Here is a 19,616-nt window from a genome sequence, read left to right as displayed (position 1 = left end):
CTCATGCCGCCCCACGCCATCCCACGCCGCCCCCGGCACGCAAGGAGTCCGTCATGCCAACCACCCGCACCGTCTCTGCCTTCGGCACTGCCGACGCCCGGCCGCTTGACCTCGTCATCTTCGGCGGCGCCGGCGACCTGTCGGCGCGCAAGCTGCTGCCCTCGCTCTACATGTGCCACCGCGACGGCAACCTGCCCGACGGCACCCGCATCATCGGCGTGGGCCGGCACCGCTGGGACCGCGAGGCCTTTGTCAATTTTGCCGACGAAAGCGCACAACCGTTTGTCGATGCGCGCTATGTCGAACCCGCCAAATGGCAGGCCTTCCTGCAGCGGCTGGACTTCGTGCATCTCGATGCCGCGCAGGCGGCAGACTATCCCGCGCTGGCCGCGCAACTGCGCAGCGATGCGCTGCGGATCTACTACATGGCGATGCCGCCGGGGCTGTTCTCCGCCACCTGCGACAACCTCGCCAGCCATGGCCTGATTGCCGACGATACCCGGCTGGTGCTGGAAAAACCGCTGGGCGTGGACCTGGCCTCGGCAATCGATATCGGCGAGGTGGTCAGCCGCTACTTCAGCGAGGACCGCACCTACCGGATCGACCACTACCTCGGCAAGGAAACGGTGCAGAACCTGATGGCGCTGCGTTTCGGCAATTCGATCTTCGAACCGCTGTGGCGCACGCCGTTCGTGCGCAGCGTGCAGATCACGGTGGCCGAAACCGTGGGCGTGGGCACGCGCGGCGGCTTCTACGACGAAGCCGGCGCCATGCGCGACATGGTGCAGAACCACCTGCTGCAGCTGGTCAGCATCCTGGCGATGGAACCGCCGGCATCGCTCAACTCCGACGCGGTGCGCGATGAAAAGCTCAAGGTGCTGCGCTCGCTGCGGCCGATGTCGCCCGAGGACGTACGACGCAACACCGTGCGCGGCCAGTACACCGCCGGCGCCATCGGCGGCGAGCTGGTGCGCGGCTACCTGCAGGAAGAGGGGATTCCGCCCGACAGCCGCACCGAGACCTTTGTCGCGATGCGGGCCGAGCTGGGTACCTGGCGCTGGAACCAGGTGCCGTTCTACCTGCGCACCGGCAAGCGCATGCAGGAGCGCGTGACCGAGGTGGTGATCCACTTTGCCGAGGTGCCGCATTCGATCTTCGACCCGGGCAGCACGCTGCAGCCCAACCGCATGGTGATCCGGCTGCAGCCGGAAGAATCGGTGCGGCTGACGCTGATGGTGAAGCAGCCGGGCGAGGGCATGAAGCTCAAGCCGCTGAGCCTGGCGCTGAACCTCGACTCGGCCTTCACCACGCGCCGCGCCGAGGCCTATGAGCGCCTGCTGCTCGATGTCATCCGCGGACGGCTGGCGCTGTTCGTGCGGCGCGACGAGCTGCAGGCCGCATGGACCTGGGTCGACCCGATCCTGGAGGCATGGCGCGCCCAGGACGAAGGCCCGCGGCCCTATACGGCGGGCACGTGGGGGCCGGCGGCCTCGTCGGCGTTCATGGCGCGCGAGGGCGTGCAATGGTCGGAAGAGGCCTGAGGCGCGGATCACGCTAGCCGGCCATCCGCAGCGCCCGCCGGTACTGGATCGCCTCGCCCACGTGCGCGGCGTCCAGCAAGTCCGCGCCGGCCAGGTCCGCAATCGTGCGCGCCACCTTCAGCACGCGGAAGTACGAGCGCGCCGACCATGCCAGCCGCGTCATCGCGCCGCGCAGCAAGGCCTGCGCCTGCGGATCCATGACGCAGTGCTGCTCGATCTCGCGTCCGCCCAGTTCATTGTTGGGCTTGCCCTGCCGCGCCAGTTGCCGTTCGCGCGCAGCGAGCACGCGCGCGCGCACCGCGGTGCTGGCTTCGCCGGGCGGGCCGTCGAGCATTTCGCCCTGGTCCTGCGCGGGCACCTCGACCTGCAGATCGATGCGGTCGAGCATGGGGCCGGAGATGCGCGACTGGTAGCGGCGCACCTGGTCGGGCGTGCAGCGGCACGGCCGGTCGGGATGGCCGAGGTAGCCGCACGGGCACGGGTTCATCGCCGCCACGAACTGGAAGCAGGCGGGGAAGTCGGCGTGGCCGTTGGCGCGGGCGATGGTGATGCGGCCCGACTCCAGCGGCTCGCGCAGGACTTCGAGCACGCGGCGGTCGAACTCGGGCAGTTCGTCCAGGAACAGCACGCCGTGGTGCGCGAGCGAGATCTCGCCGGGGCGCGGATTGCCGCCGCCGCCGACCATGGCCGGGCCCGACGCGGTGTGGTGCGGTGCGCGGCAGGGGCGCACGCCCCAGGCCTCGGCGCGAAAGCCGCCCGGGGTCAGGCTCATCACGGCGGCGGCTTCCAGCGCCTGCTGCAGCGACATCGGCGGCAGCAGGCCGGGCAGGCGCTGCGCCAGCATCGACTTGCCGGTACCGGGCGGGCCCACCAGCAGCACCGAGTGTTGTCCGGCGGCGGCCACCTCCATGGCGCGGCGTGCCTGCGCCTGGCCGCGCACGTCGCGCATATCGGGACCGCGCCCGCTGGCGGCGGGCAGCAAGGGCGGCATGGCGCGGGGTAGTCGTGCTTCGGCCACGGGACCGAGGTGGTCGCAGGCCTGGCGCAGGGTGGCGGCCGCATGGACCGCCAGGTCTTCGATCAGCGCGGCTTCGGCGCCGTTGCCCGCGGCGACCAGGAAGGCGCGCGGCGTCTCGCCCGAGCCGGCGCGGGCGGCATTGTCACGCGCCAGCCCCATCGCCATGGCCAGCGCGCCGCGCACCGGACGCAGTTCGCCGGACAGCGACAGCTCGGCGGCAAATTCATGCGCGTCGAGCGCGTCGGCCGGAATCTGGCCGCTGGCGGCCAGGATGCCGAGCGCGATGGCCAGGTCGAAACGGCCGGACTCCTTGGGCAGGTCGGCCGGGGCGAGGTTGACGGTGATGCGGCGGTTGGGAAATTCGTAGCCGCTGTTGAGGATGGCGGCGCGCACGCGCTCGCGGCTTTCACGCACGCCGGTGTCGGCCAGGCCGACGATGGTGAAGGCCGGCAGGCCGTTGGCCAGGTGGGTCTCGACCCGCACCGGCGGCGCGGCGATGCCGGTCAGGGCCCGGCTGCGTAGGACGGCAAGGCTCATGGCATCGAACCGCACGAAACTGTTAACGAAAAAGGCCGCCATGACTGGCGGCCTTCACACAGGCGGGAGGGTGGCGGGGGGACCGGCGTGCTCACGCGCCCCCGGTCGAGTCCACCGAGCCGGCGCCCGGCGGGATGCCGGCGCGGCGCTCGAGCTCGGCCACGCGGCTTTCCAGTTCCTCCAGGCGGGCGCGGGTGCGCGCCAGCACCTGCGACTGGACGTCGAACTCCTCGCGCGTGACCAGGTCCAGCCGGGCAAAGCCCTGGGTCATCATGCTGCGCACGTTTTTCTCGATGTCCTTTGCCGGCGAATTGCGCAGCGCCTCGCTGACCTTGTTCTGCAGGTCGTTGAAGAGGTCGGTCGGTTTCATGGTTTCTCCTTTGCGCACCTGAGTGGTGCCAATCCGGGGGGGAATCTGGCGTATGGCGCGCTTTCGCACAGGATTTGGGCGCCCTGAATGCGGGCGATCCGTGGTGCGCGGGCCCTACGCCGTCCCCGTCAAGACTCGATTATCGCCCCAGCGGCACGCGCGCGAAAGCACCGGCGCCGCGCCGTTCACACCATTTAACCCCATCTGGCGTCGCTGCGAGGCGCATTCAAGCCCGCGCGGTGCCCATTGGCAGGGCGCGAGGGGCCGCACGCACTGCGGCATTCCGTGGGTTGGCACGGCAGTTGCAGTAGTGATGCCGAGCTGCCTCAAAGCTTCACCGGAATCCAACTAAACGAAATCCGAGCCATCAGGAAAAGGAGAAAAACCCCATGAAGAAGTTGGCCCTTGCAGTCAGCGCGGTGGTCCTGGCCAGCGCCGCGGGCGGCGCCCTGGCGCAGAGCACCGGCGCCGCGGCCCCGGCTGCCGAGCCGGCCTCGCCGCATACGTTCACGGCCAACGTGTCGCTGGTCACGGACTACCGCTATCGCGGCATCAGCCAGACCAACCTGCGCCCGGCCATCCAGGGCGGTTTCGATTACGCGCACGAAAGCGGCTTCTACCTGGGCAACTGGAACTCCAGCATCAGCTGGCTCGAGGATGCCAATCCGGCGGTGTCGGCGCCGGTCGAGATGGATTTCTACGGCGGCTTCAAGAACACCTTCAAGGTGGCGGGCACCGAATTCGCCTATGACCTGGGCGTGCTCGAGTACTACTACCCGGGCGGCTACAACAACCCGCGCCCGTACACCACGGAACTGTATGCCGGGGTCGGCTGGGGACCGGTATTCCTGAAGTACTCGCACTCGGTCACCAACCTGTTCGGCTGGGCCGACAGCAAGAACAGCTACTACGTCGACCTGAGCGCCAACGTGCCGCTGAATTTCTGGGACCTGACGCTGAACGCGCACGTTGGCTACCAGGGCGTGAAGCACAACAGCGATGCCTCGTACACCGACTGGAAGATCGGGCTGACCAAGGACCTGGGCAAGGGCTTTGCGCTGGCGGTCGCCTATGTCGACACCAACGCCAAGGAAGTGGCCTACACCAGCGCCAACCGCGGCCGCTACCTGGGCAAGGCCGCGGCCTGGGCCTCGATCACCAAGACTTTCTAACTCTGACGCAGCCCGGGCGGGCTGATGCCGGTCCGCTCCCAGGAGAATCCTGATGAAACTCATCATCGCAGTCATCAAGCCGTTCAAGCTCGACGAGGTGCGCGAAGCGCTGTCGGACGTGGGCGTGTCCGGCATCACCGTGACCGAAGTGAAAGGCTTCGGCCGCCAGAAGGGCCATACCGAGCTCTACCGCGGCGCCGAGTACATCGTCGACTTCCTGCCCAAGGTGAAGATCGAGGTGGCGGTGCCCGACGACGTGGTCGAGCGTGCCATCGAAGCGGTCGAAAAGTCCGCCCGCACCGGCAAGATCGGCGACGGCAAGATCTTCGTGGCTCCGATCGAGCAGGTCATCCGCATCCGCACCGGCGAGACCGGCGGCGATGCCCTGTGACCCAAGACAGCATAGAGACAAAGGTGAATTCCATGAAAACCTGGATCAAGCGATTCCTGACCGCGGGCGCGATGGCGCTGGCCGTCGGCACGGCCGGCATGGGCATGTCGGCTCCGGCCGCCGCGCAGGACAAGCCGGCCGCCGAGGCTTCGGCCGCCGCCACTTCCGCGCCGGCCGCGGCAGCGACTGCAGCAACACCCGCCGCGGCCCCTGCGGCCCCTGCAGCGGCCCCTGCCGCGGCCGCACCGGCTGAAGCCGCCGCCGCGCCGGCCGCACCCGTGCCCAACAAGGGCGACACCGCCTGGCTGCTGGTCTCGACCGCGTTCGTGATCCTGATGACGCTGCCTGGCCTGGCGCTGTTCTATGGCGGCCTGGTGCGCTCCAAGAACATGTTGTCGGTACTGATGCAGTGCCTGGTGATCTTTTCGCTGGTGGCGCTGCTGTGGGCCATCTACGGCTACAGCTTTGCCTTCACCGAGGGCAACGCCTTCTTCGGCGGCACCGACCGGCTGTTCATGAAGGGGCTGACGGTCGACGCCGTGGCCGCCACCTTCAGCAAGGGCGTGGTGCTGCCGGAACTGGGCTACTTCGCCTTCCAGTGCGCTTTCGCCTGCATCACCTGCGGCCTGATCATCGGCGCCTTCGCCGAGCGCGCGCGCTTTTCGGCGGTGCTGGTGTTCGTGGTGCTGTGGTTCACCTTCGCCTACATCCCGGTGGCGCACATGGTGTGGTTCTGGCCGGGCCCTGATGCCTACACCGACGCCGCTGCCGGCACCGCCGCCACGGCCAAGGCCGGCTGGCTGTTCCAGAAGGGCGCGCTGGACTTTGCCGGCGGCACCGTGGTCCATATCAATGCCGCGGTGGCCGGGCTGGTCGGGGCCTTCATGTTCGGCAAGCGCATCGGCTTCGGCCGCGAGGCGATCCGTCCGCACAGCCTGACCTTCACCATGGTGGGTGCCTCGCTGCTGTGGTTCGGCTGGTTCGGCTTCAACGCCGGTTCGGCGCTGGAAGCCAACGGCTCGGCCGCGCTGGCCTTCGTCAACACGCTGCTGGCGACCTGCGCCGCGGTGCTGTCGTGGACCTTCGGCGAGTGGATCGGCAAGGGCAAGCCGTCGATGCTGGGCGGCGCCTCGGGCGCGGTCGCCGGCCTGGTGGCGATCACCCCGGCCGCGGGCTTCGTCGGCCCGATGGGCTCGATCGTGATGGGCCTGGTGGCCGGCCTGCTGTGCCTGTGGGGCGTGACCGGACTGAAGCGCATGCTGGGCATGGACGACTCGCTGGACGTGTTCGGCGTGCACGGCGTCGGCGGCATCGTCGGCGCGCTGCTGACCGGCGTGTTCGCCGCGCCCAGCCTGGGCGGCACCGGCATCTACGACTACGTGGCCAACAAGGTCGCCGACGACTATTCGATTGCGGGCCAGCTGTGGGTCCAGTTCGAAGGCGTGCTGACCACCGTGGTGTGGTCCGGCGTGGTAGCCTTCGTCGCCTTCAAGCTGGTGGACATGCTGATCGGGCTGCGCGTGCCGGAAGACGAAGAGCGCGAAGGCCTGGATATCACCTCGCACGGCGAGACCGCTTACGAAGGCTGATCGCAACGGTGTTGTGCTGGAGGGCTGATTGGGAATCTGCTCTCAGGAGTTTTGCCCGGCTGCGTGCCGGGCTTTTTTCTTTGTCGCCTTGACCGGGGTTGCAGACATTTAGCCTGCGGCGACAGGTCGCGCTGGGGCGAACAAGGCCATCGCGCGGCGCATTCCCACCGCCGCCCGGACCGGCGAAGCCAATGCTGGCGCGGGCCAGCGGGCAATCCCCCGCGCCGGGCACGGGCTTTTCGCAGAGTGCTTAACTCCGATCTTAAAAAGCTTCAATTGTCTTTAATGTGCGGCGCACATACATTGCCACTGAGGCAGTTTCCTCCACCTGCAGAACGCTCCCCGTATCTGTCAGGCCATTTAAAAGCGCGGCATCGCCGCGCTTTTTTTTTGCCCGTCCGCCGTCGCCGGCGCGGCCTCTTTATTTCGCGCCGCCCATCCCCATATGGTTATCCCTTATGCCAGGCGCTGCATATCCTTACAAAGGGTGTGCCAGCGCCTGGTTGGCCGTTCCTCTACAATCGGGGCGAACGATTAAGACGATCTATAGGATGGATATGGTCCCGCATCTCATCACCGCGCTGAACGGTCCGCTGCTCGAACTGGAAAAGAAGATCCTGGACGCGACGCCGTCCATCGAGCGCTGGTTCAGGCTGGAATGGCAGGAACATACGCCCCCGTTCTATTGCTCGGTGGACCTGCGCAACGCCGGCTTCAAGCTGGCGCCGGTCGATACCAACCTGTTCCCGGGCGGCTTCAACAACCTGGCCCCCGAGATGCTGCCGCTGGCGGTGCAGGCGGCGATGGCCGCGATCGAGAAGATCTGCCCGGATGCCAAGAACCTGCTGCTGATCCCGGAGCGCCACACCCGCAATATGTTTTACCTGCAGAACGTGGCGCGGCTGTCGCTGATCATGCGCCAGGCGGGGCTGAACGTGCGCCTGGGCTCGCTTTCCGAGGAAATCACCGAACCGACCCCGATCGAGCTGCCCGATGGCCAGACCCTGGTGGTCGAGCCGCTGGCGCGCCTGGGCACCAAGGCCCGCCGGCTGGGGCTGAAGGACTTCGATCCCTGTTCGATCCTGCTCAACAACGACCTGTCGGCCGGCATTCCGCCGATCCTGGAAAACATCAACGAGCAGTACCTGCTGCCGCCGCTGCACGCCGGCTGGTCCACGCGCCGCAAGAGCAGCCACTTTTCCGCCTATGACGAGGTGGCGAAGAAGTTCGCCAAGCTGATCGACATCGACCCGTGGATGGTCAACCCGTACTTCGCCCGTACCACCGGCGTGAACTTCCACGAGCGCGTGGGCGAGGAAGAACTGGCCGACGCGGTCGAAGGCGTGCTGAAGAAGATTGCCAAGAAGTACCGCGAGTACGGCATCAAGGAAACGCCGTACGTGGTGGTCAAGGCCGATGCCGGCACCTATGGCATGGGCATCATGACCGTGCGCGACCCGTCCGAGATCAAGGGCCTGAACCGCAAAGAGCGCAACAAGATGAGCGTGGTCAAGGAGGGTCTGGAGGTCAGCGACGTCATCATCCAGGAGGGCGTGCACACCTTCGAGAAGGTCAACGAGGCGGTGGCCGAGCCGGTGGTCTACATGATCGACCGCTACGTGGTGGGCGGCTTCTACCGCGTGCACACCGGCCGCGGCAACGACGAGAACCTGAACGCGCCGGGCATGCATTTCGTGCCGCTGGCGTTTGCGCCCAACGGCATCCCGGACAGCCACGCCAAGCCCGGCGCGGCGGTGCCGAACCGCTTCTACATGTATGGCGTGGTGGCGCGGCTGGCCTTGCTGGCGGCGTCGCTGGAGCTCGAGAAGACCGACCCCAACCCGATCATCTGAACGCCGCCATGCGCATCCTCTTCATCACCGATCCGCTGGAGACCTTCAAGACCTACAAGGACTCCACCTACGCCATGATGGCCGAGGCCGCCGCGCGCGGCCACGAGCTGTACTGGTGCCTGCAGCCGCAGCTGGCGCTGTCCGGCCGCACGGTCGAGACCGTGGCCACGCGCCTGCACCTGACCGGCGACGATGGCGCGGAGCCCGGCGCCTGGTACCGCGAGGGCAACAGCGCGCTCGAGCCGCTGTCGGCCTTCGACGCGGTGCTGATGCGCAAGGATCCGCCGTTCGACATGGAATACGTGACCAGCACCTGGCTGCTGGAACTGGCCGAGGCGCAGGGCGCGCGCGTATTCAACAAGCCGCGCGCGATCCGCGACCATTCCGAGAAGCTGGCGATTGCGCAGTACCCGGAATTCATCACGCCGACGCTGGTCACGCGCGACCTGGCGCGGATCCGCGATTTCCACGCCGAGCATCGCGACATCATCGTCAAGCCGCTCGACGGCATGGGCGGCATGGGCGTGTTCCGCGTCGGCGCGGACGGCATGAACCTCGCCGCGATCGTCGAGACGCTGGGCCAGGACGGCGCCCGCTCGCTGATGGTGCAGCGCTATATCCCGGCGATCAAGGACGGCGACAAGCGCGTGCTGCTGATCGGCGGCGTGCCGGTGCCGTATTCGCTGGCGCGCGTGCCGATGGCCGGCGAAGTGCGCGGCAACCTCGCCGCGGGCGGCACCGGCCGCGCCCAGGAGTTGAGCCGGCGCGACCGCGAGATCGCCGAGGCGCTGGCGCCGGGGCTGTGGGAGCAGGGCCTGCTGCTGGTCGGCCTGGACGTTATCGGCGACTACCTCACCGAGGTCAATGTGACGAGCCCGACCTGTTTCCAGGAGATCACCCAGCAGACCGGCTTCCATGTCGCGGCGATGTTCATCGACGCGCTCGAGCACGCGGTCGGCGCTGCCGGCAGCTAGGCCCCACCGGCCCGGGCGGCCAGCGGGAGCGCCGGGGGGCGCCTGCTACAATCGGGGCAATCCAACGGATTCACCATCATGGCAGGCATCCTGATCATCGCGCACACCCCGCTGGCGTCAGCCCTGCGCGATTGCGCCGCCCACGTCTACTGTGGCCAGCCGCAGCGGCTGGAAGCCATCGACGTCCTTCCCGATGCCGATCCCGCCGCCGTGCTGGCCGAGGCCAGGCGCCGCCTGGATGCCATCTGCGAAGACAACGGCGCGCTGGTCCTGACCGACATCTTCGGCGCCACCCCCGCCAATATCGCCGCGCGCCTGGCCGAGCCGGGCCGCGTGCGCGTGCTGGCCGGCGTCAACCTTCCCATGCTGGTCCGCGCCATCTGCTACCGGGCCGAAAAGCTGGACCAGCTCGCCACCAAGGCGCTGGCCGGCGGCTCGCAGGGCGTGCTGCAGGTCGGCACCACCACCGTCCAGAATCAAACCGCCAATCATCCCGACAAATATGCTGCAGAGGGACACCACCATCATCAATAAACTCGGACTGCACGCACGTGCGTCCGCCAAGCTGACCCAGCTCGCCGGCAGCTTTGTCAGCCAGGTCAAGATGTCCCGCAACGGACGCCAGGTCGACGCCAAGAGCATCATGGGCGTGATGATGCTCGCCGCCGGGATCGGCTCGACCATCACGATCGAAACCGAGGGTCCCGACGAACAGGAGGCGATGGACGCGCTGCTGGCCCTGATCGCCAACCGTTTTGGTGAAGGGGAGTGAGGCCGGCGGCCTTGACCCGAATTGATAAACGTTCCTGACGGAGCGGTACATGCCTTTCGCCCTGCACGGCATCCCGGTCTCGCGCGGCGTCGCCATCGGGCGCGCGCACCTGCTTGCGCCCGCGGCGCTGGACGTGTCGCACTACCTGGTCGATGAAGAGCAGCTCGACGCCGAGGTGGAACGGCTGCGCGCCGCGCGCGCCGCGGTGCGCGCCGAACTGGCCGCGCTCAAGCGCGACCTGCCGCGCGACGCGCCCGAAGAGCTGGGTGCCTTCCTCGATGTGCACGCGATGATCCTCGACGACGAGGCGCTGGCGCGCGAACCCGAGGCGCTGATCCGGGGCCGGCGCTACAACGCCGAGTGGGCCCTGACGACGCGCCTCGAAGAGCTGATGCGCCAGTTCGACGAGATCGAGGACGAATACCTGCGCGAGCGCAAGGCCGACATCCAGCAGGTGGTGGAGCGCATCCTCAAGGCGCTGGCCGGCGCCCCGGTGCTGGTGCCGGCGCCGGTGCCAGCGCTGGCCGCCGACGGCGAGCCCGCGCCCGGCGTGATCGTGGTGGCCCACGATATCGCGCCGGCCGACATGCTGCAGTTCCGCCACACCGTGTTCCACGGCTTCGTCACCGACCTGGGCGGGCGCACCTCGCATACCGCCATCGTCGCGCGCAGCCTCGACATCCCGGCCGCGGTCGGCGTGCAGAGCGCGAGCGAACTGATCCGCCAGGATGACTGGATCATCATCGACGGCGACGCCGGCCTGGTGATCGTCGACCCCACCGCCATCATCCTGGAGGAATACCGCCACCGCCAGAGCGAGCGCGTGCTGGAGAAGAAGCGCCTGCAGCGCCTGCGCCATACGCCGGCGGTGACGCTCGACGGCATCGAGATCGAGCTGCTGGCCAATATCGAGATGGCCGAGGACGCCGGCGCCGCGCTGGCCGCGGGCGCGGTCGGCGTCGGCCTGTTCCGCTCCGAGTTCCTGTTCATGAACCGGCGCGACGAGCTGCCGGGCGAGGAAGAGCAGTTCCAGGCATACCGCGGCGCGGTCGACGCCATGCACGGGCTGCCGGTGACCATCCGCACCATCGATATCGGCGCCGACAAGCCGCTCGACGCCCGCGGCGACGGCCGCGCAGACGACTTCGAGACCGCGCTCAACCCGGCGCTGGGCCTGCGCGCGATCCGCTGGTCGCTGTCGGAGCCCGGCATGTTCCTGACCCAGCTGCGCGCGCTGCTGCGTGCCTCGGCCTTCGGCCCGGTGCGGCTGCTGGTGCCGATGCTGGCGCATGCCAGCGAGATCGACCAGACCCTGGCGCTGATCGCCAAGGCCAAGCGCCAGCTCGACGAGCGCGGCGAGCCGTACGACCCCGGCATGAAGGTCGGGGCCATGATCGAGATCCCCGCGGCGGTGCTGCTGCTGCCGCTGTTCCTGCGCAAGATGGATTTCCTGTCCATCGGCACCAACGACCTGATCCAGTACACGCTGGCGATCGACCGCGCCGACAACGCCGTGGCGCATCTGTTCGACCCGCTGCATCCGGCGGTGCTGCAACTGGTGGCGCGCACCATCCGCGAAGCCAACCGCGCCGGCGTGCCGGTGGCGGTGTGCGGCGAGATGGCGGGCGACCCGTCGATGACGCGGCTGCTGCTGGGCATGGGCTTGCGCGAATTCTCCATGCACCCGTCGCAGCTGCTGCGGGTCAAGCAGGAAATCCTGCACGCCAACTGCGAACACCTGGAACCATTGATCGACCAGCTGCTGCAGGCATACGATCCCGAGGAACAGGCAACGGTCCTGCGGCAAATCGCACGACCCTGACGCAATCAGGGTTTTCCGAGGCAAAAAGGCGGCTGGCGCGGCACTTCCCCACACGGAAAAGTGCCGCGCCAGCCGCCTTCTTTTTACGCCCTGTGACGCCTTCCCGACCTTCGTCGATGTGGCTTAATGGGAATTGTTATCATTATTGATCTCTGATATTCTGACGTTCATTCGCAGGGACATGCCGGTGTCCCGCGCCCCAACGGAGGGAGTTGTGTACGTCTGCATCTGCAACCAGATCACCGATCGCGAGATTCACGGTGCCGCGCACCTGGGCGTCGAAACCCTCGACGAACTGGCTGAAACGCTCGGCGTCGGCACGTGCTGCGGCCGTTGCCGCGAGTGCGCGCAGCAGGTGTTGCAGGAAGGCGTGGCCGCGGTACGCAACGTGACGGTGGCGACCCTCGCCAGCATCCAGGTTGTGGAGATTTCTTCCTGTTCCGCTTCGGGCCCATGTACCATAATGGACACTCGGGACCCGGCAGTCGCGAACGACCAGCGCAAGGCGCTGGTGGCCTGAACGCGCCCATGAACTGAAGCTTCAGTTCACGGCGCGTTTTTGCGCATTCCTTTTTTCTGACTGCACGGCGCCATTGGCGCCGTTTCGTATTTTTGCGCGGGCCCGAAGCAACAGGAGCCGCCAATGAAAGGTGACAAGAAGGTCATCCAGCATCTGAACGCCCAGCTCAAGAACGAGCTGACCGCGATCAACCAGTATTTCCTGCACGCCCGCATGTATCGCCACTGGGGCCTGAAGAAGCTCGGCGAAGTGGAGTACAAGGAATCGATCGGCGAGATGAAGCACGCCGACCGCCTGATCGACCGCATCCTGATGCTGGACGGCCTGCCCAACCTGCAGGACCTGCACAAGCTGCTGCTCGGCGAAGACACGCCCGAGATGCTCAAGTGCGACCTGAAGCTGGAGCAGACGGCGCACGCCACCGTCAAGGAAGGCATTGCCTACTGCGAGTCGGTTGGCGATTACGTCAGCCGCGAAATTCTGGTCGATATCCTCACCGATACCGAGGAACATATCGAATACCTGGAGACGCAGCTGGACCTGATCGACAAGGTCGGGCTGCAGAACTACCTGCAGTCGCAGATGGAGCCGGGCGAGCAATAAGCCGCCGTCTTCGGCGCGGCCGCTTCGGTGGCGGCCCGCCCCAGCGCGCGGCGCCGATCGGCGCCGCCTGGTTGCTCGCCTGCAGGCAGTAACCCTTCTCATTCCAATTCCTCTCTTCATCCAGGCGCGCCGGCGGGGCAAGGCTCCTGACCCGCCGGCGCGCCGCGCGGAGTCCACGTTCATGACCAGTCCCATCCGCCTGACGCAGTACAGCCACGGTGCCGGCTGCGGCTGCAAGATTTCTCCCAAAGTGCTCGACGTGATCCTGGCCGGCAGCGGCGCGCAGCACCTGGACCCGCGCCTGTGGGTCGGCAATGCCTCGCGCGATGATGCAGCGGTGTATGCGCTGGATGGCGCAGACGGCCAGCGCGGGGTGGTTTCCACCACCGACTTCTTCATGCCCATCGTCGACGACCCGTTCGACTTCGGGCGCATTGCCGCGACCAATGCGATCAGCGACATCTACGCCATGGGCGGCGACCCGCTGATGGCCATCGCCATCCTGGGCTGGCCGGTGAACGTGCTGCCGCCCGAGGTGGCACGCGAAGTGGTGGCCGGCGGGCGCCGCGCCTGCGACGACGCCGGCATTCCGCTGGCGGGCGGTCATTCGATCGACGCGCCCGAGCCCATCTTCGGCCTGGCGGTCACGGGGCTGGTCGAGCGTGCGCACATGAAGCGCAACGACACCGCCACGCCCGGCTGCCGGCTGTACCTGACCAAGCCGCTCGGCATCGGCGTGCTGACCACGGCCGAGAAGAAGGGACTGCTGCGCGACGATAACCGCCATCTGGCGCGCGACTGGATGTGCGTGCTGAACCGGCCCGGCAGCGCCTTCGGGCGCTTGTCCGGCGTGCGCGCGATGACCGACGTGACCGGCTTCGGGCTGCTCGGCCATCTGGTCGAAATGGCCGACGGCAGCGGTCTGACCGCGCGCGTCGACTATGCCGCGGTGCCGGTGCTGGATGACGTGACCGACTACATCGGCCGGGGGTGCGTGCCGGGCGGCACCCAACGCAACTTCGACAGCTACGGGCACCGCATCGCGCCGCTCACCGAGACGCAACGCGCGCTGCTGTGCGATCCCCAGACCAGCGGCGGCCTGCTGGTCGCGGTCGAGCCGGCCGGCGAAGCCGAGTTCCTTGACGAATGCCAGCGCCTGGGACTGGCGCTCGCCCCGATCGGCGAGATGGTGGCACGCGCCGCGCTGGCCGTAGAGATCCGCTGATGCGCCCGGATACCGCTGATTTCCGCACGTTGTTCCTCAGTGGCGTCGCCATGCTGGACGTGCGCGCGCCGCTGGAGTTCGCGCGCGGGGCCTTTCCCGGCGCGGTCAACCTGCCGCTGATGGACGACGCCGAGCGCCACGAGGTCGGCCTGTGCTATGCGCAAAAGGGCCAGCAGGCCGCGATCGAACTCGGCCACCATCTGGTGTCCGGCCAGCGCAAGGCGACGCGCATCGCCGCCTGGGCGGAGTTTGCGCGCGCGCATCCGGACGGCTACCTGTATTGCTTCCGCGGCGGCTTGCGTTCGCAGCTGGTGCAGCAGTGGCTGCACGATGCCGGTGTCGACTATCCGCGCGTGACCGGCGGCTACAAGGCCATGCGCAGCTTCCTGATCGAGACCATCGATACCGCGGCGGCAGCGCAGCCATGGTTCGTGGTGGGCGGACTGACCGGCAGCGGCAAGACCGACGTGCTGGCCGACGTGCCCGCGTCGATCGACCTGGAAGGCCATGCGCGCCACCGCGGCTCGGCATTCGGCCGCCGCGCGCTGCCGCAGCCGCCGCAAATCGACTTTGAAAACGCCCTCGCCATCGACGTGCTGCGGCGTCTCGACGCCGGCTGGCGTGCACTGGTGGTGGAAGACGAAGGCCGCTTCATCGGCAGCCGCGACGTGCCGCAGGCACTGTCGCAGCGCATGCAGGCCAGTCCGCTGGTATGGCTGGAAGCGCCGTTCGACGTCCGCGTCGAGCGCGTGCTGCGCGACTACGTGCAGGGACTGGCGGCGGAATTTATCGACACCAGGGGCAGCGCGGAAGGCTTCGACGCCTACGCCACGCGCCTGCGCGAAGCGATGGCCGCGATCGCGCCCCGGCTTGGCGGCGCACGCTACGGCAAGCTGTCTGCGCTGCTGGACCAGGCGCTGGCACGGCAGGCAGAATGCGGCGAGGTAGCACTGCATCGCGGCTGGATCGAAGTGCTGCTGCGCGACTACTACGATCCGATGTATGACTTCCAGCGCGACCAGCGCGCGGCACGCATCGTCTTCCGCGGCGACCGCGCTGCCGTGACCGACTGGCTGCTGGCACACACGGCGCGGCAGGAGGAATAGGGCAGCGCTAGACTGCGCCGGGCCGCAGCCGAATGGACTCGATGATGGCATCCCATAACTGCAGCGCCTCATCATCGGACTGGAATGCCGGCCGATACGGTGTCTGCGGACTGACCACCGGCTGCTCGAGTACGCGCAGGCCAGCCGACACATTTTGCTCGGACAAGGATTTGTTCTTCCCCTGGGACTCCCAGGCGAATACATAGACACGCTGACCATTGCCCGTCGCCGCGGTCGCATACTCTTCGGCTGGAATGGCACCGACATTGCGTTCGCCCTTACGCAATACCTTCAGGCCGGCGAACCAGCCGGCGACTGCTGCAATAGCAAATTTGTCCACGCGTTCAAGTAGCCGGTCTTCCTCAGCGCCGGTACTGGCGTCAAAACTGATGAAGGCATTGGGGTGCTGCGGCAGCGTGATGCCGACCTGTACGCTTTCGGAACGGTAATCGTTGCCGGCGATAAAGCCCTTGTCGATGCAGAAACCGGGGCCGGTGGGGATTTCGTTGTCGGCGCGCGAGCGGATGTTGGTGGCGAGCGAATCGGCAAGAGCAAGAGCCATGTCCTGCCTGCTACGAGAAATATCCCCTTCGTAATGGAATAGCTGCCACGGATTGTTGGCGACAAGGAAAGACTCCATCCTCATGACTTCCTTGCTAAATGGTGCCTTCCACGAAACCAAGCTGACTGAGCCATTTTGATGCGACACGCGGCGAACATAAAGGCTCCCTTCCAGATGCTTATGTTGTATCGCCTTCAGTTCCGCTTCGCGCTTGCGGATATCGTAACTCAGAATTTCGGGCGTCTTTCCCGGCAAATAGGTGATAGGGTCGCCCCAAATCTTGTAGGCAGTACTTATGACGGCTTGCGGAGGCAAGTCGACAAGATAGCGACCAAAACAATAGGTGTTCCAGCCGGTCCTGCTGACGATGGATTGTCTCGAAGCCGCTTGTGCCTCAACCATTGAGGTGTGCAATGCAAGAGTGCAAGCTGCCGCGGCAAAACAGAGGTATCTGGCTAGACGATGCATCTCAGAAGAGGCCGTCGTGTTGATCGAAGAGTTTTAAACTGCGCCGGGCCGTAGCCGAATGGACTCGATGATGGCATCCCACAACTGCAGCGCCTCATCATCTGACTGAAATGCCGGCTGATAAGGTGTCTTCGGACTGACCACCGGCTGCTCGAGTACGCGCAGGCCAGCCGACACATTTTGCTCGGACAAGGACTTGTTTCTTCCCTGCGATTCCCAGGCGAAAACATAGACACGCTGGCCATTACCCGTCGCGGCGGTTGCATACTCTTCGGCTGGAATGGCACTGACGTTGCGTTGGCGCTTGCGCAACACCTTCAGGCCGGCGATCGGGCCGGCGACTGCTGCAGCAAGAAACTTGTCGATGCGTTCAAGTAGCCGGTCTTCCTCAGCGCCGGTACTGGCGTCAAAACTGATGAAGGCATTGGGGTGCTGCGGCAGTGTGATGCCGACCTGCACGCTTTCGGAACGGTAGTCGTTGCCGGCGATAAAACCTTTGTCGATGCAGAAGCCGGGGCCTGTGGGGATTTCGTTGTCAGCCCGGGAGCGGATGTTGGTGGCCAAGGTTTTCGAGTGTCGAAGGGCTATCGGTTCTCGACCCGGGGAGACATCTCCTCCATATCGAAAAGCGCGCCACGGATCCGCTGCAACAAGGTACGTATCGTTGCGTAGCATGACTTTGCTGTACGGCAATGACCATGACAATAGGACTTCGGAGCCGTCGCCAACCATCGTTCTACTAACGAGCATGGAACCCTGTGTCTCGTGACGTGCGGCCCTCAAGTCCCTCTCTCGATGGTCGATCATTGACCGGAGTGTGCCTGGAGTTTGTCCTGGCATCGGCGCGATTTCGTCGCCCCAAATTTTGTAGGTTGCGTTGACTTTGGCTTGTGGGGGGAGCTCAACGAGGTAGCGCCCAAAACAGTATATCTTCCAGCCAAGTTTATCCATTGATTTGCTCCGCGGCATCGATTGCCCATAGCTAAGGCTAGCAAGTGCCGACATCAGGCAAGCAACAATTACCGTAATGAATGATCGCAATGTCTTCATTTTTAAATTGAATGCCAGTCGGCCAATTGGGCTATCTTGGCAATGCCGTATAGCGTCGCCCATCGTGCCCTAGGGTCGTTGTAGCTACCTTGATGATCGTAGCCTTTGCGACCGGCGTTCTCGGAACCAGCGCCATCCGAACCGTGCCGGAAACTTGAGCGCACCCCAGCATCACGGGGGGCCTCGCCCGAAAAAGTGGGTACCGTCCCATCACCTTGTCCGCGTGTCGCAGTTAGGGCAGGGGCGTTAGTCGTGGCACCATGTCGATAGCTCCCATTTCCATCGTCGCTCGCCGGAAAATCTGATGTCGGGAATTCGTGTGAATCGCCACGCCAGACAATGTCTTGCCAGCTATGCATTGGCCTTGAGCCATCCGCACCATAGTGTACGTAAGTTTCGGGATGATATTGCCTACCGAGATCACGATGAAACCTCGCGACTTGGTCAATCAGCTTTTCGAAGTTGCCGCGCGGGTCCACTTTTGAATCATCGTAGTTGGAGAGGTCCTCCGATAAATTGAGGAACTTTGTGTTTGCCTCCGGCACGAGCCCGTACCACACTGGATTCTTGTAGATTTCATCATAAGGGTTTTCCGCTCGCGGAAATGCACTAGGTAAGCCGCTTGTGTCCATGACCACATCGCCATGCTTGCTCTGCAAAAACAACCATGCTTGGCCGTCGCGATGATCGAACGTCGGGCATAGCTCCAAGGCCCCGGCCGAGTTTGCTACGACAGCCGTTACCTCCCCGGCATTGGAGCCCAGGATCAACTGTTCGGGTCCCTCATAACCAGCCCGCATGTGATGGTAAATCGCAGGCGCCCCTGTAGCCGGCTGCACGCCATGGACAACACCTAGGACCTTCTCATAACCGACAAGACTCGTAAGCGCACGCGCAACGAGTCCGCCCATGGAATGCGTGACCAGGATGACCTTGTCAGCCGGCACGGGCGGCTTCTGTTCACGGTAGTGTCTCAGCACCGTGTTTTCGATGTATTGCCTGACGTCTTCGGCGGACTTTCGGTTGGATTGCAACCAGTTGTAGCCGGCGCACCAGACATCGAAGTCATAGCGTGCTGCGTTCACGAGTTCCGGTTCCGTCAATGCCGGCTGTCCGGTTTCCTCACCGAAGTCAGCAGGCGGGCGCAGCCCCTCAGTGAACCACCATCCCTGTGGCACGCGGTTGGCAACGATACGGCTGGTTCGCGCTTCCAATATCCCCATGACCGGGTTATAGGAGGTGCGAAGCACGCTGCCCCAGCCTCGCTTGCGCGCGGTTTCCTTTGCCAGACCCGATTCCCCGACGTCAATAGAGCCGCCGTCGTCTACTGTCAGATCTTCCGCTTTCAGGATTTGCTGGCGCTTCTTCGGTCCGCGAACGCCCCATGTCGCCAAAGCGGCGACGACGCCGAGTATGTCGGCCAGGTTCAGGCTCATATTCGGTGGCCGCCAGACAGCATCGCCTGTTTTCTTGTTCTTGAGGTTGGTTCCCATGATCCCTGGCAGGAACACGATCGGAATTACTGCTGGCAGCTTCGTTTCAATAACTTTGGTTCGTGTGTCCTCGGTGGGGGTCAGGTGTGTGTCGAAGACCGGTCGCCCGTCGATATCGCGCGTGCGCGATATCACGACTTCCTGATCCGACGGACTGCGCTCGTTATGCATTGCCACCTCAGGCGTTGTGGTCACGTGAATGCTTGCCAAGCACGCGCAACTGAACATGCTCCATCGAAATGCCTCGCTGTTTCGGCAAGCGACCCTCACTGTCTGTCACAAGTTTGATGCGTGCCCCATCATTGCGGCGCAATTCGACTTGCACGTTTCGTAGCGGTTCTCCAGTAATTTCATCTCTTACGAGGTAGGCGTCATCGAACGGCGTTTGGGGCCACGTATTCATTTCGCGCGATGCATGCGTGGGCCCCTCGAATTTCCTCTGCACTGCCTTATATGTAATCGGCCCCGGACATTCAAAGGTGATATTGCCGCCCTCGATCGTGATGGCAGCCCCGCCGGCGGTCGCAATGCGAATGCGCCTGGCCGCAGC

Annotated in this window: 19 protein-coding genes; 13 read left to right on the top strand and 6 right to left on the bottom strand. The window is 65.5% G+C overall.

What is annotated here, in order from left to right:
* The first annotated feature begins 53 nt into the window (after positions 1 to 53).
* Positions 54 to 1,541, top strand: a complete 1,488-nt coding sequence (gene zwf, locus FHX60_RS25775; RefSeq protein ID WP_112773860.1) for a glucose-6-phosphate dehydrogenase — start codon at positions 54 to 56, stop codon at positions 1,539 to 1,541.
* Between the two features lie 13 nt (positions 1,542 to 1,554).
* Here the strand turns inward: zwf and FHX60_RS25770 are convergent, their stop codons facing one another.
* Together FHX60_RS25770 and FHX60_RS25765 are read right to left on the bottom strand one after the other, a co-directional pair.
* On the bottom strand, positions 1,555 to 3,096 hold the full coding sequence (locus tag FHX60_RS25770; protein WP_183285036.1) for a YifB family Mg chelatase-like AAA ATPase: 1,542 nt from the start codon (positions 3,094 to 3,096) through the stop codon (positions 1,555 to 1,557).
* Positions 3,097 to 3,187: 91 nt separating this feature from the next.
* Positions 3,188 to 3,466, bottom strand: coding sequence for an accessory factor UbiK family protein (locus FHX60_RS25765; RefSeq protein ID WP_092307435.1), 279 nt, complete (start codon positions 3,464 to 3,466; stop codon positions 3,188 to 3,190).
* A gap of 389 nt (positions 3,467 to 3,855) precedes the next feature.
* On the opposite strand from FHX60_RS25765, the gene FHX60_RS25760 reads away from it, so the two are divergent.
* The 12 genes from FHX60_RS25760 (at position 3,856) to mnmH (ending at position 15,493) form a co-directional block, all read left to right on the top strand.
* Positions 3,856 to 4,638 carry a TorF family putative porin gene (locus tag FHX60_RS25760; protein WP_092307437.1) on the top strand — a complete coding sequence of 261 codons (783 nt, stop codon included), beginning with the start codon at positions 3,856 to 3,858 and terminating at the stop codon, positions 4,636 to 4,638.
* Between the two features lie 52 nt (positions 4,639 to 4,690).
* Complete coding sequence (locus FHX60_RS25755) at positions 4,691 to 5,029, top strand: P-II family nitrogen regulator (protein WP_010814843.1); 339 nt, start codon at positions 4,691 to 4,693, stop codon at positions 5,027 to 5,029.
* 32 nt (positions 5,030 to 5,061) lie between these two features.
* The gene (gene amt, locus FHX60_RS25750) at positions 5,062 to 6,618 is read left to right on the top strand and encodes an ammonium transporter (protein WP_116601264.1); all 1,557 of its coding nucleotides are present in this window, start codon (positions 5,062 to 5,064) and stop codon (positions 6,616 to 6,618) included.
* 557 nt (positions 6,619 to 7,175) lie between these two features.
* Entirely contained in the window at positions 7,176 to 8,471 is a 1,296-nt protein-coding gene (gshA, locus tag FHX60_RS25745; RefSeq protein ID WP_112773858.1) for a glutamate--cysteine ligase, read from the top strand.
* 8 nt (positions 8,472 to 8,479) lie between these two features.
* Complete coding sequence (gene gshB, locus FHX60_RS25740; protein ID WP_092307441.1) at positions 8,480 to 9,445, top strand: glutathione synthase; 966 nt, start codon at positions 8,480 to 8,482, stop codon at positions 9,443 to 9,445.
* A 78-nt stretch (positions 9,446 to 9,523) separates the two neighbouring features.
* Entirely contained in the window at positions 9,524 to 9,979 is a 456-nt protein-coding gene (locus FHX60_RS25735; protein WP_062796549.1) for a PTS sugar transporter subunit IIA, read from the top strand.
* Positions 9,948 to 10,217 (top strand): HPr family phosphocarrier protein, encoded by a 270-nt coding sequence (locus FHX60_RS25730; RefSeq protein ID WP_018008656.1) that lies wholly within the window; start codon positions 9,948 to 9,950, stop codon positions 10,215 to 10,217. Before FHX60_RS25735 ends, FHX60_RS25730 begins: the two co-directional genes overlap by 32 nt.
* Before the next feature lie 49 nt (positions 10,218 to 10,266).
* Entirely contained in the window at positions 10,267 to 12,039 is a 1,773-nt protein-coding gene (ptsP, locus tag FHX60_RS25725; RefSeq protein ID WP_112773857.1) for a phosphoenolpyruvate--protein phosphotransferase, read from the top strand.
* 214 nt (positions 12,040 to 12,253) lie between these two features.
* Entirely contained in the window at positions 12,254 to 12,559 is a 306-nt protein-coding gene (locus FHX60_RS25720) for a (2Fe-2S)-binding protein (RefSeq protein WP_026164535.1), read from the top strand.
* 123 nt (positions 12,560 to 12,682) lie between these two features.
* Complete coding sequence (bfr, locus tag FHX60_RS25715; protein WP_092307445.1) at positions 12,683 to 13,162, top strand: bacterioferritin; 480 nt, start codon at positions 12,683 to 12,685, stop codon at positions 13,160 to 13,162.
* 181 nt (positions 13,163 to 13,343) lie between these two features.
* Positions 13,344 to 14,387: a selenide, water dikinase SelD gene (selD, locus tag FHX60_RS25710; RefSeq protein WP_183285035.1), complete on the top strand. Its 1,044-nt coding sequence runs from the start codon at positions 13,344 to 13,346 to the stop codon at positions 14,385 to 14,387.
* Positions 14,387 to 15,493, top strand: a complete 1,107-nt coding sequence (gene mnmH / locus FHX60_RS25705; RefSeq protein WP_183285034.1) for a tRNA 2-selenouridine(34) synthase MnmH — start codon at positions 14,387 to 14,389, stop codon at positions 15,491 to 15,493. Before selD ends, mnmH begins: the two co-directional genes overlap by 1 nt.
* Positions 15,494 to 15,500: 7 nt before the next feature.
* Here mnmH and FHX60_RS25700 read toward each other — a convergent pair whose 3' ends face one another.
* The 4 genes from FHX60_RS25700 to FHX60_RS25685 all read right to left on the bottom strand — a co-directional run.
* The gene (locus FHX60_RS25700; protein ID WP_183285033.1) at positions 15,501 to 16,457 is read right to left on the bottom strand and encodes a T6SS immunity protein Tli4 family protein; all 957 of its coding nucleotides are present in this window, start codon (positions 16,455 to 16,457) and stop codon (positions 15,501 to 15,503) included.
* A 99-nt stretch (positions 16,458 to 16,556) separates the two neighbouring features.
* The gene (locus FHX60_RS28065; protein WP_512698855.1) at positions 16,557 to 17,474 is read right to left on the bottom strand and encodes a T6SS immunity protein Tli4 family protein; all 918 of its coding nucleotides are present in this window, start codon (positions 17,472 to 17,474) and stop codon (positions 16,557 to 16,559) included.
* 101 nt (positions 17,475 to 17,575) lie between these two features.
* Positions 17,576 to 19,237: a Tle4 family T6SS lipase effector gene (locus FHX60_RS25690; RefSeq protein WP_183285031.1), complete on the bottom strand. Its 1,662-nt coding sequence runs from the start codon at positions 19,235 to 19,237 to the stop codon at positions 17,576 to 17,578.
* Positions 19,238 to 19,244: 7 nt separating this feature from the next.
* On the bottom strand, positions 19,245 to 19,616 hold a 372-nt coding region (locus tag FHX60_RS25685), incomplete at its 5' end, for a DUF2345 domain-containing protein (protein ID WP_183285030.1).

The organism is Cupriavidus alkaliphilus (assembly GCF_014191175.1).
Classification (GTDB): Bacteria; Pseudomonadota; Gammaproteobacteria; order Burkholderiales; family Burkholderiaceae; genus Cupriavidus; species Cupriavidus alkaliphilus.
Note: the sequence above shows the minus strand (reverse complement) of the source record. Positions and strands in the feature narration are given on the sequence as shown.

Excerpts from the sequence above, each read along its gene's own strand:
- mnmH (WP_183285034.1), top strand. The coding sequence starts at position 14,387 with ATGCGCCCGGATACCGCTGATTTCCGCACGTTGTTCCTCAGTGGCGTC.
- FHX60_RS28065 (WP_512698855.1), bottom strand. The coding sequence starts at position 17,474 with ATGGATAAACTTGGCTGGAAGATATACTGTTTTGGGCGCTACCTCGTT.
- FHX60_RS25755 (WP_010814843.1), top strand. The coding sequence starts at position 4,691 with ATGAAACTCATCATCGCAGTCATCAAGCCGTTCAAGCTCGACGAGGTG.
- selD (WP_183285035.1), top strand. The coding sequence starts at position 13,344 with ATGACCAGTCCCATCCGCCTGACGCAGTACAGCCACGGTGCCGGCTGC.
- FHX60_RS25735 (WP_062796549.1), top strand. The coding sequence starts at position 9,524 with ATGGCAGGCATCCTGATCATCGCGCACACCCCGCTGGCGTCAGCCCTG.
- FHX60_RS25730 (WP_018008656.1), top strand. The coding sequence starts at position 9,948 with ATGCTGCAGAGGGACACCACCATCATCAATAAACTCGGACTGCACGCA.
- bfr (WP_092307445.1), top strand. The coding sequence starts at position 12,683 with ATGAAAGGTGACAAGAAGGTCATCCAGCATCTGAACGCCCAGCTCAAG.
- FHX60_RS25700 (WP_183285033.1), bottom strand. The coding sequence starts at position 16,457 with ATGGTTGAGGCACAAGCGGCTTCGAGACAATCCATCGTCAGCAGGACC.
- gshB (WP_092307441.1), top strand. The coding sequence starts at position 8,480 with ATGCGCATCCTCTTCATCACCGATCCGCTGGAGACCTTCAAGACCTAC.
- amt (WP_116601264.1), top strand. The coding sequence starts at position 5,062 with ATGAAAACCTGGATCAAGCGATTCCTGACCGCGGGCGCGATGGCGCTG.
- ptsP (WP_112773857.1), top strand. The coding sequence starts at position 10,267 with ATGCCTTTCGCCCTGCACGGCATCCCGGTCTCGCGCGGCGTCGCCATC.
- FHX60_RS25765 (WP_092307435.1), bottom strand. The coding sequence starts at position 3,466 with ATGAAACCGACCGACCTCTTCAACGACCTGCAGAACAAGGTCAGCGAG.
- FHX60_RS25770 (WP_183285036.1), bottom strand. The coding sequence starts at position 3,096 with ATGAGCCTTGCCGTCCTACGCAGCCGGGCCCTGACCGGCATCGCCGCG.
- FHX60_RS25760 (WP_092307437.1), top strand. The coding sequence starts at position 3,856 with ATGAAGAAGTTGGCCCTTGCAGTCAGCGCGGTGGTCCTGGCCAGCGCC.
- zwf (WP_112773860.1), top strand. The coding sequence starts at position 54 with ATGCCAACCACCCGCACCGTCTCTGCCTTCGGCACTGCCGACGCCCGG.
- gshA (WP_112773858.1), top strand. The coding sequence starts at position 7,176 with ATGGTCCCGCATCTCATCACCGCGCTGAACGGTCCGCTGCTCGAACTG.
- FHX60_RS25690 (WP_183285031.1), bottom strand. The coding sequence starts at position 19,237 with ATGCATAACGAGCGCAGTCCGTCGGATCAGGAAGTCGTGATATCGCGC.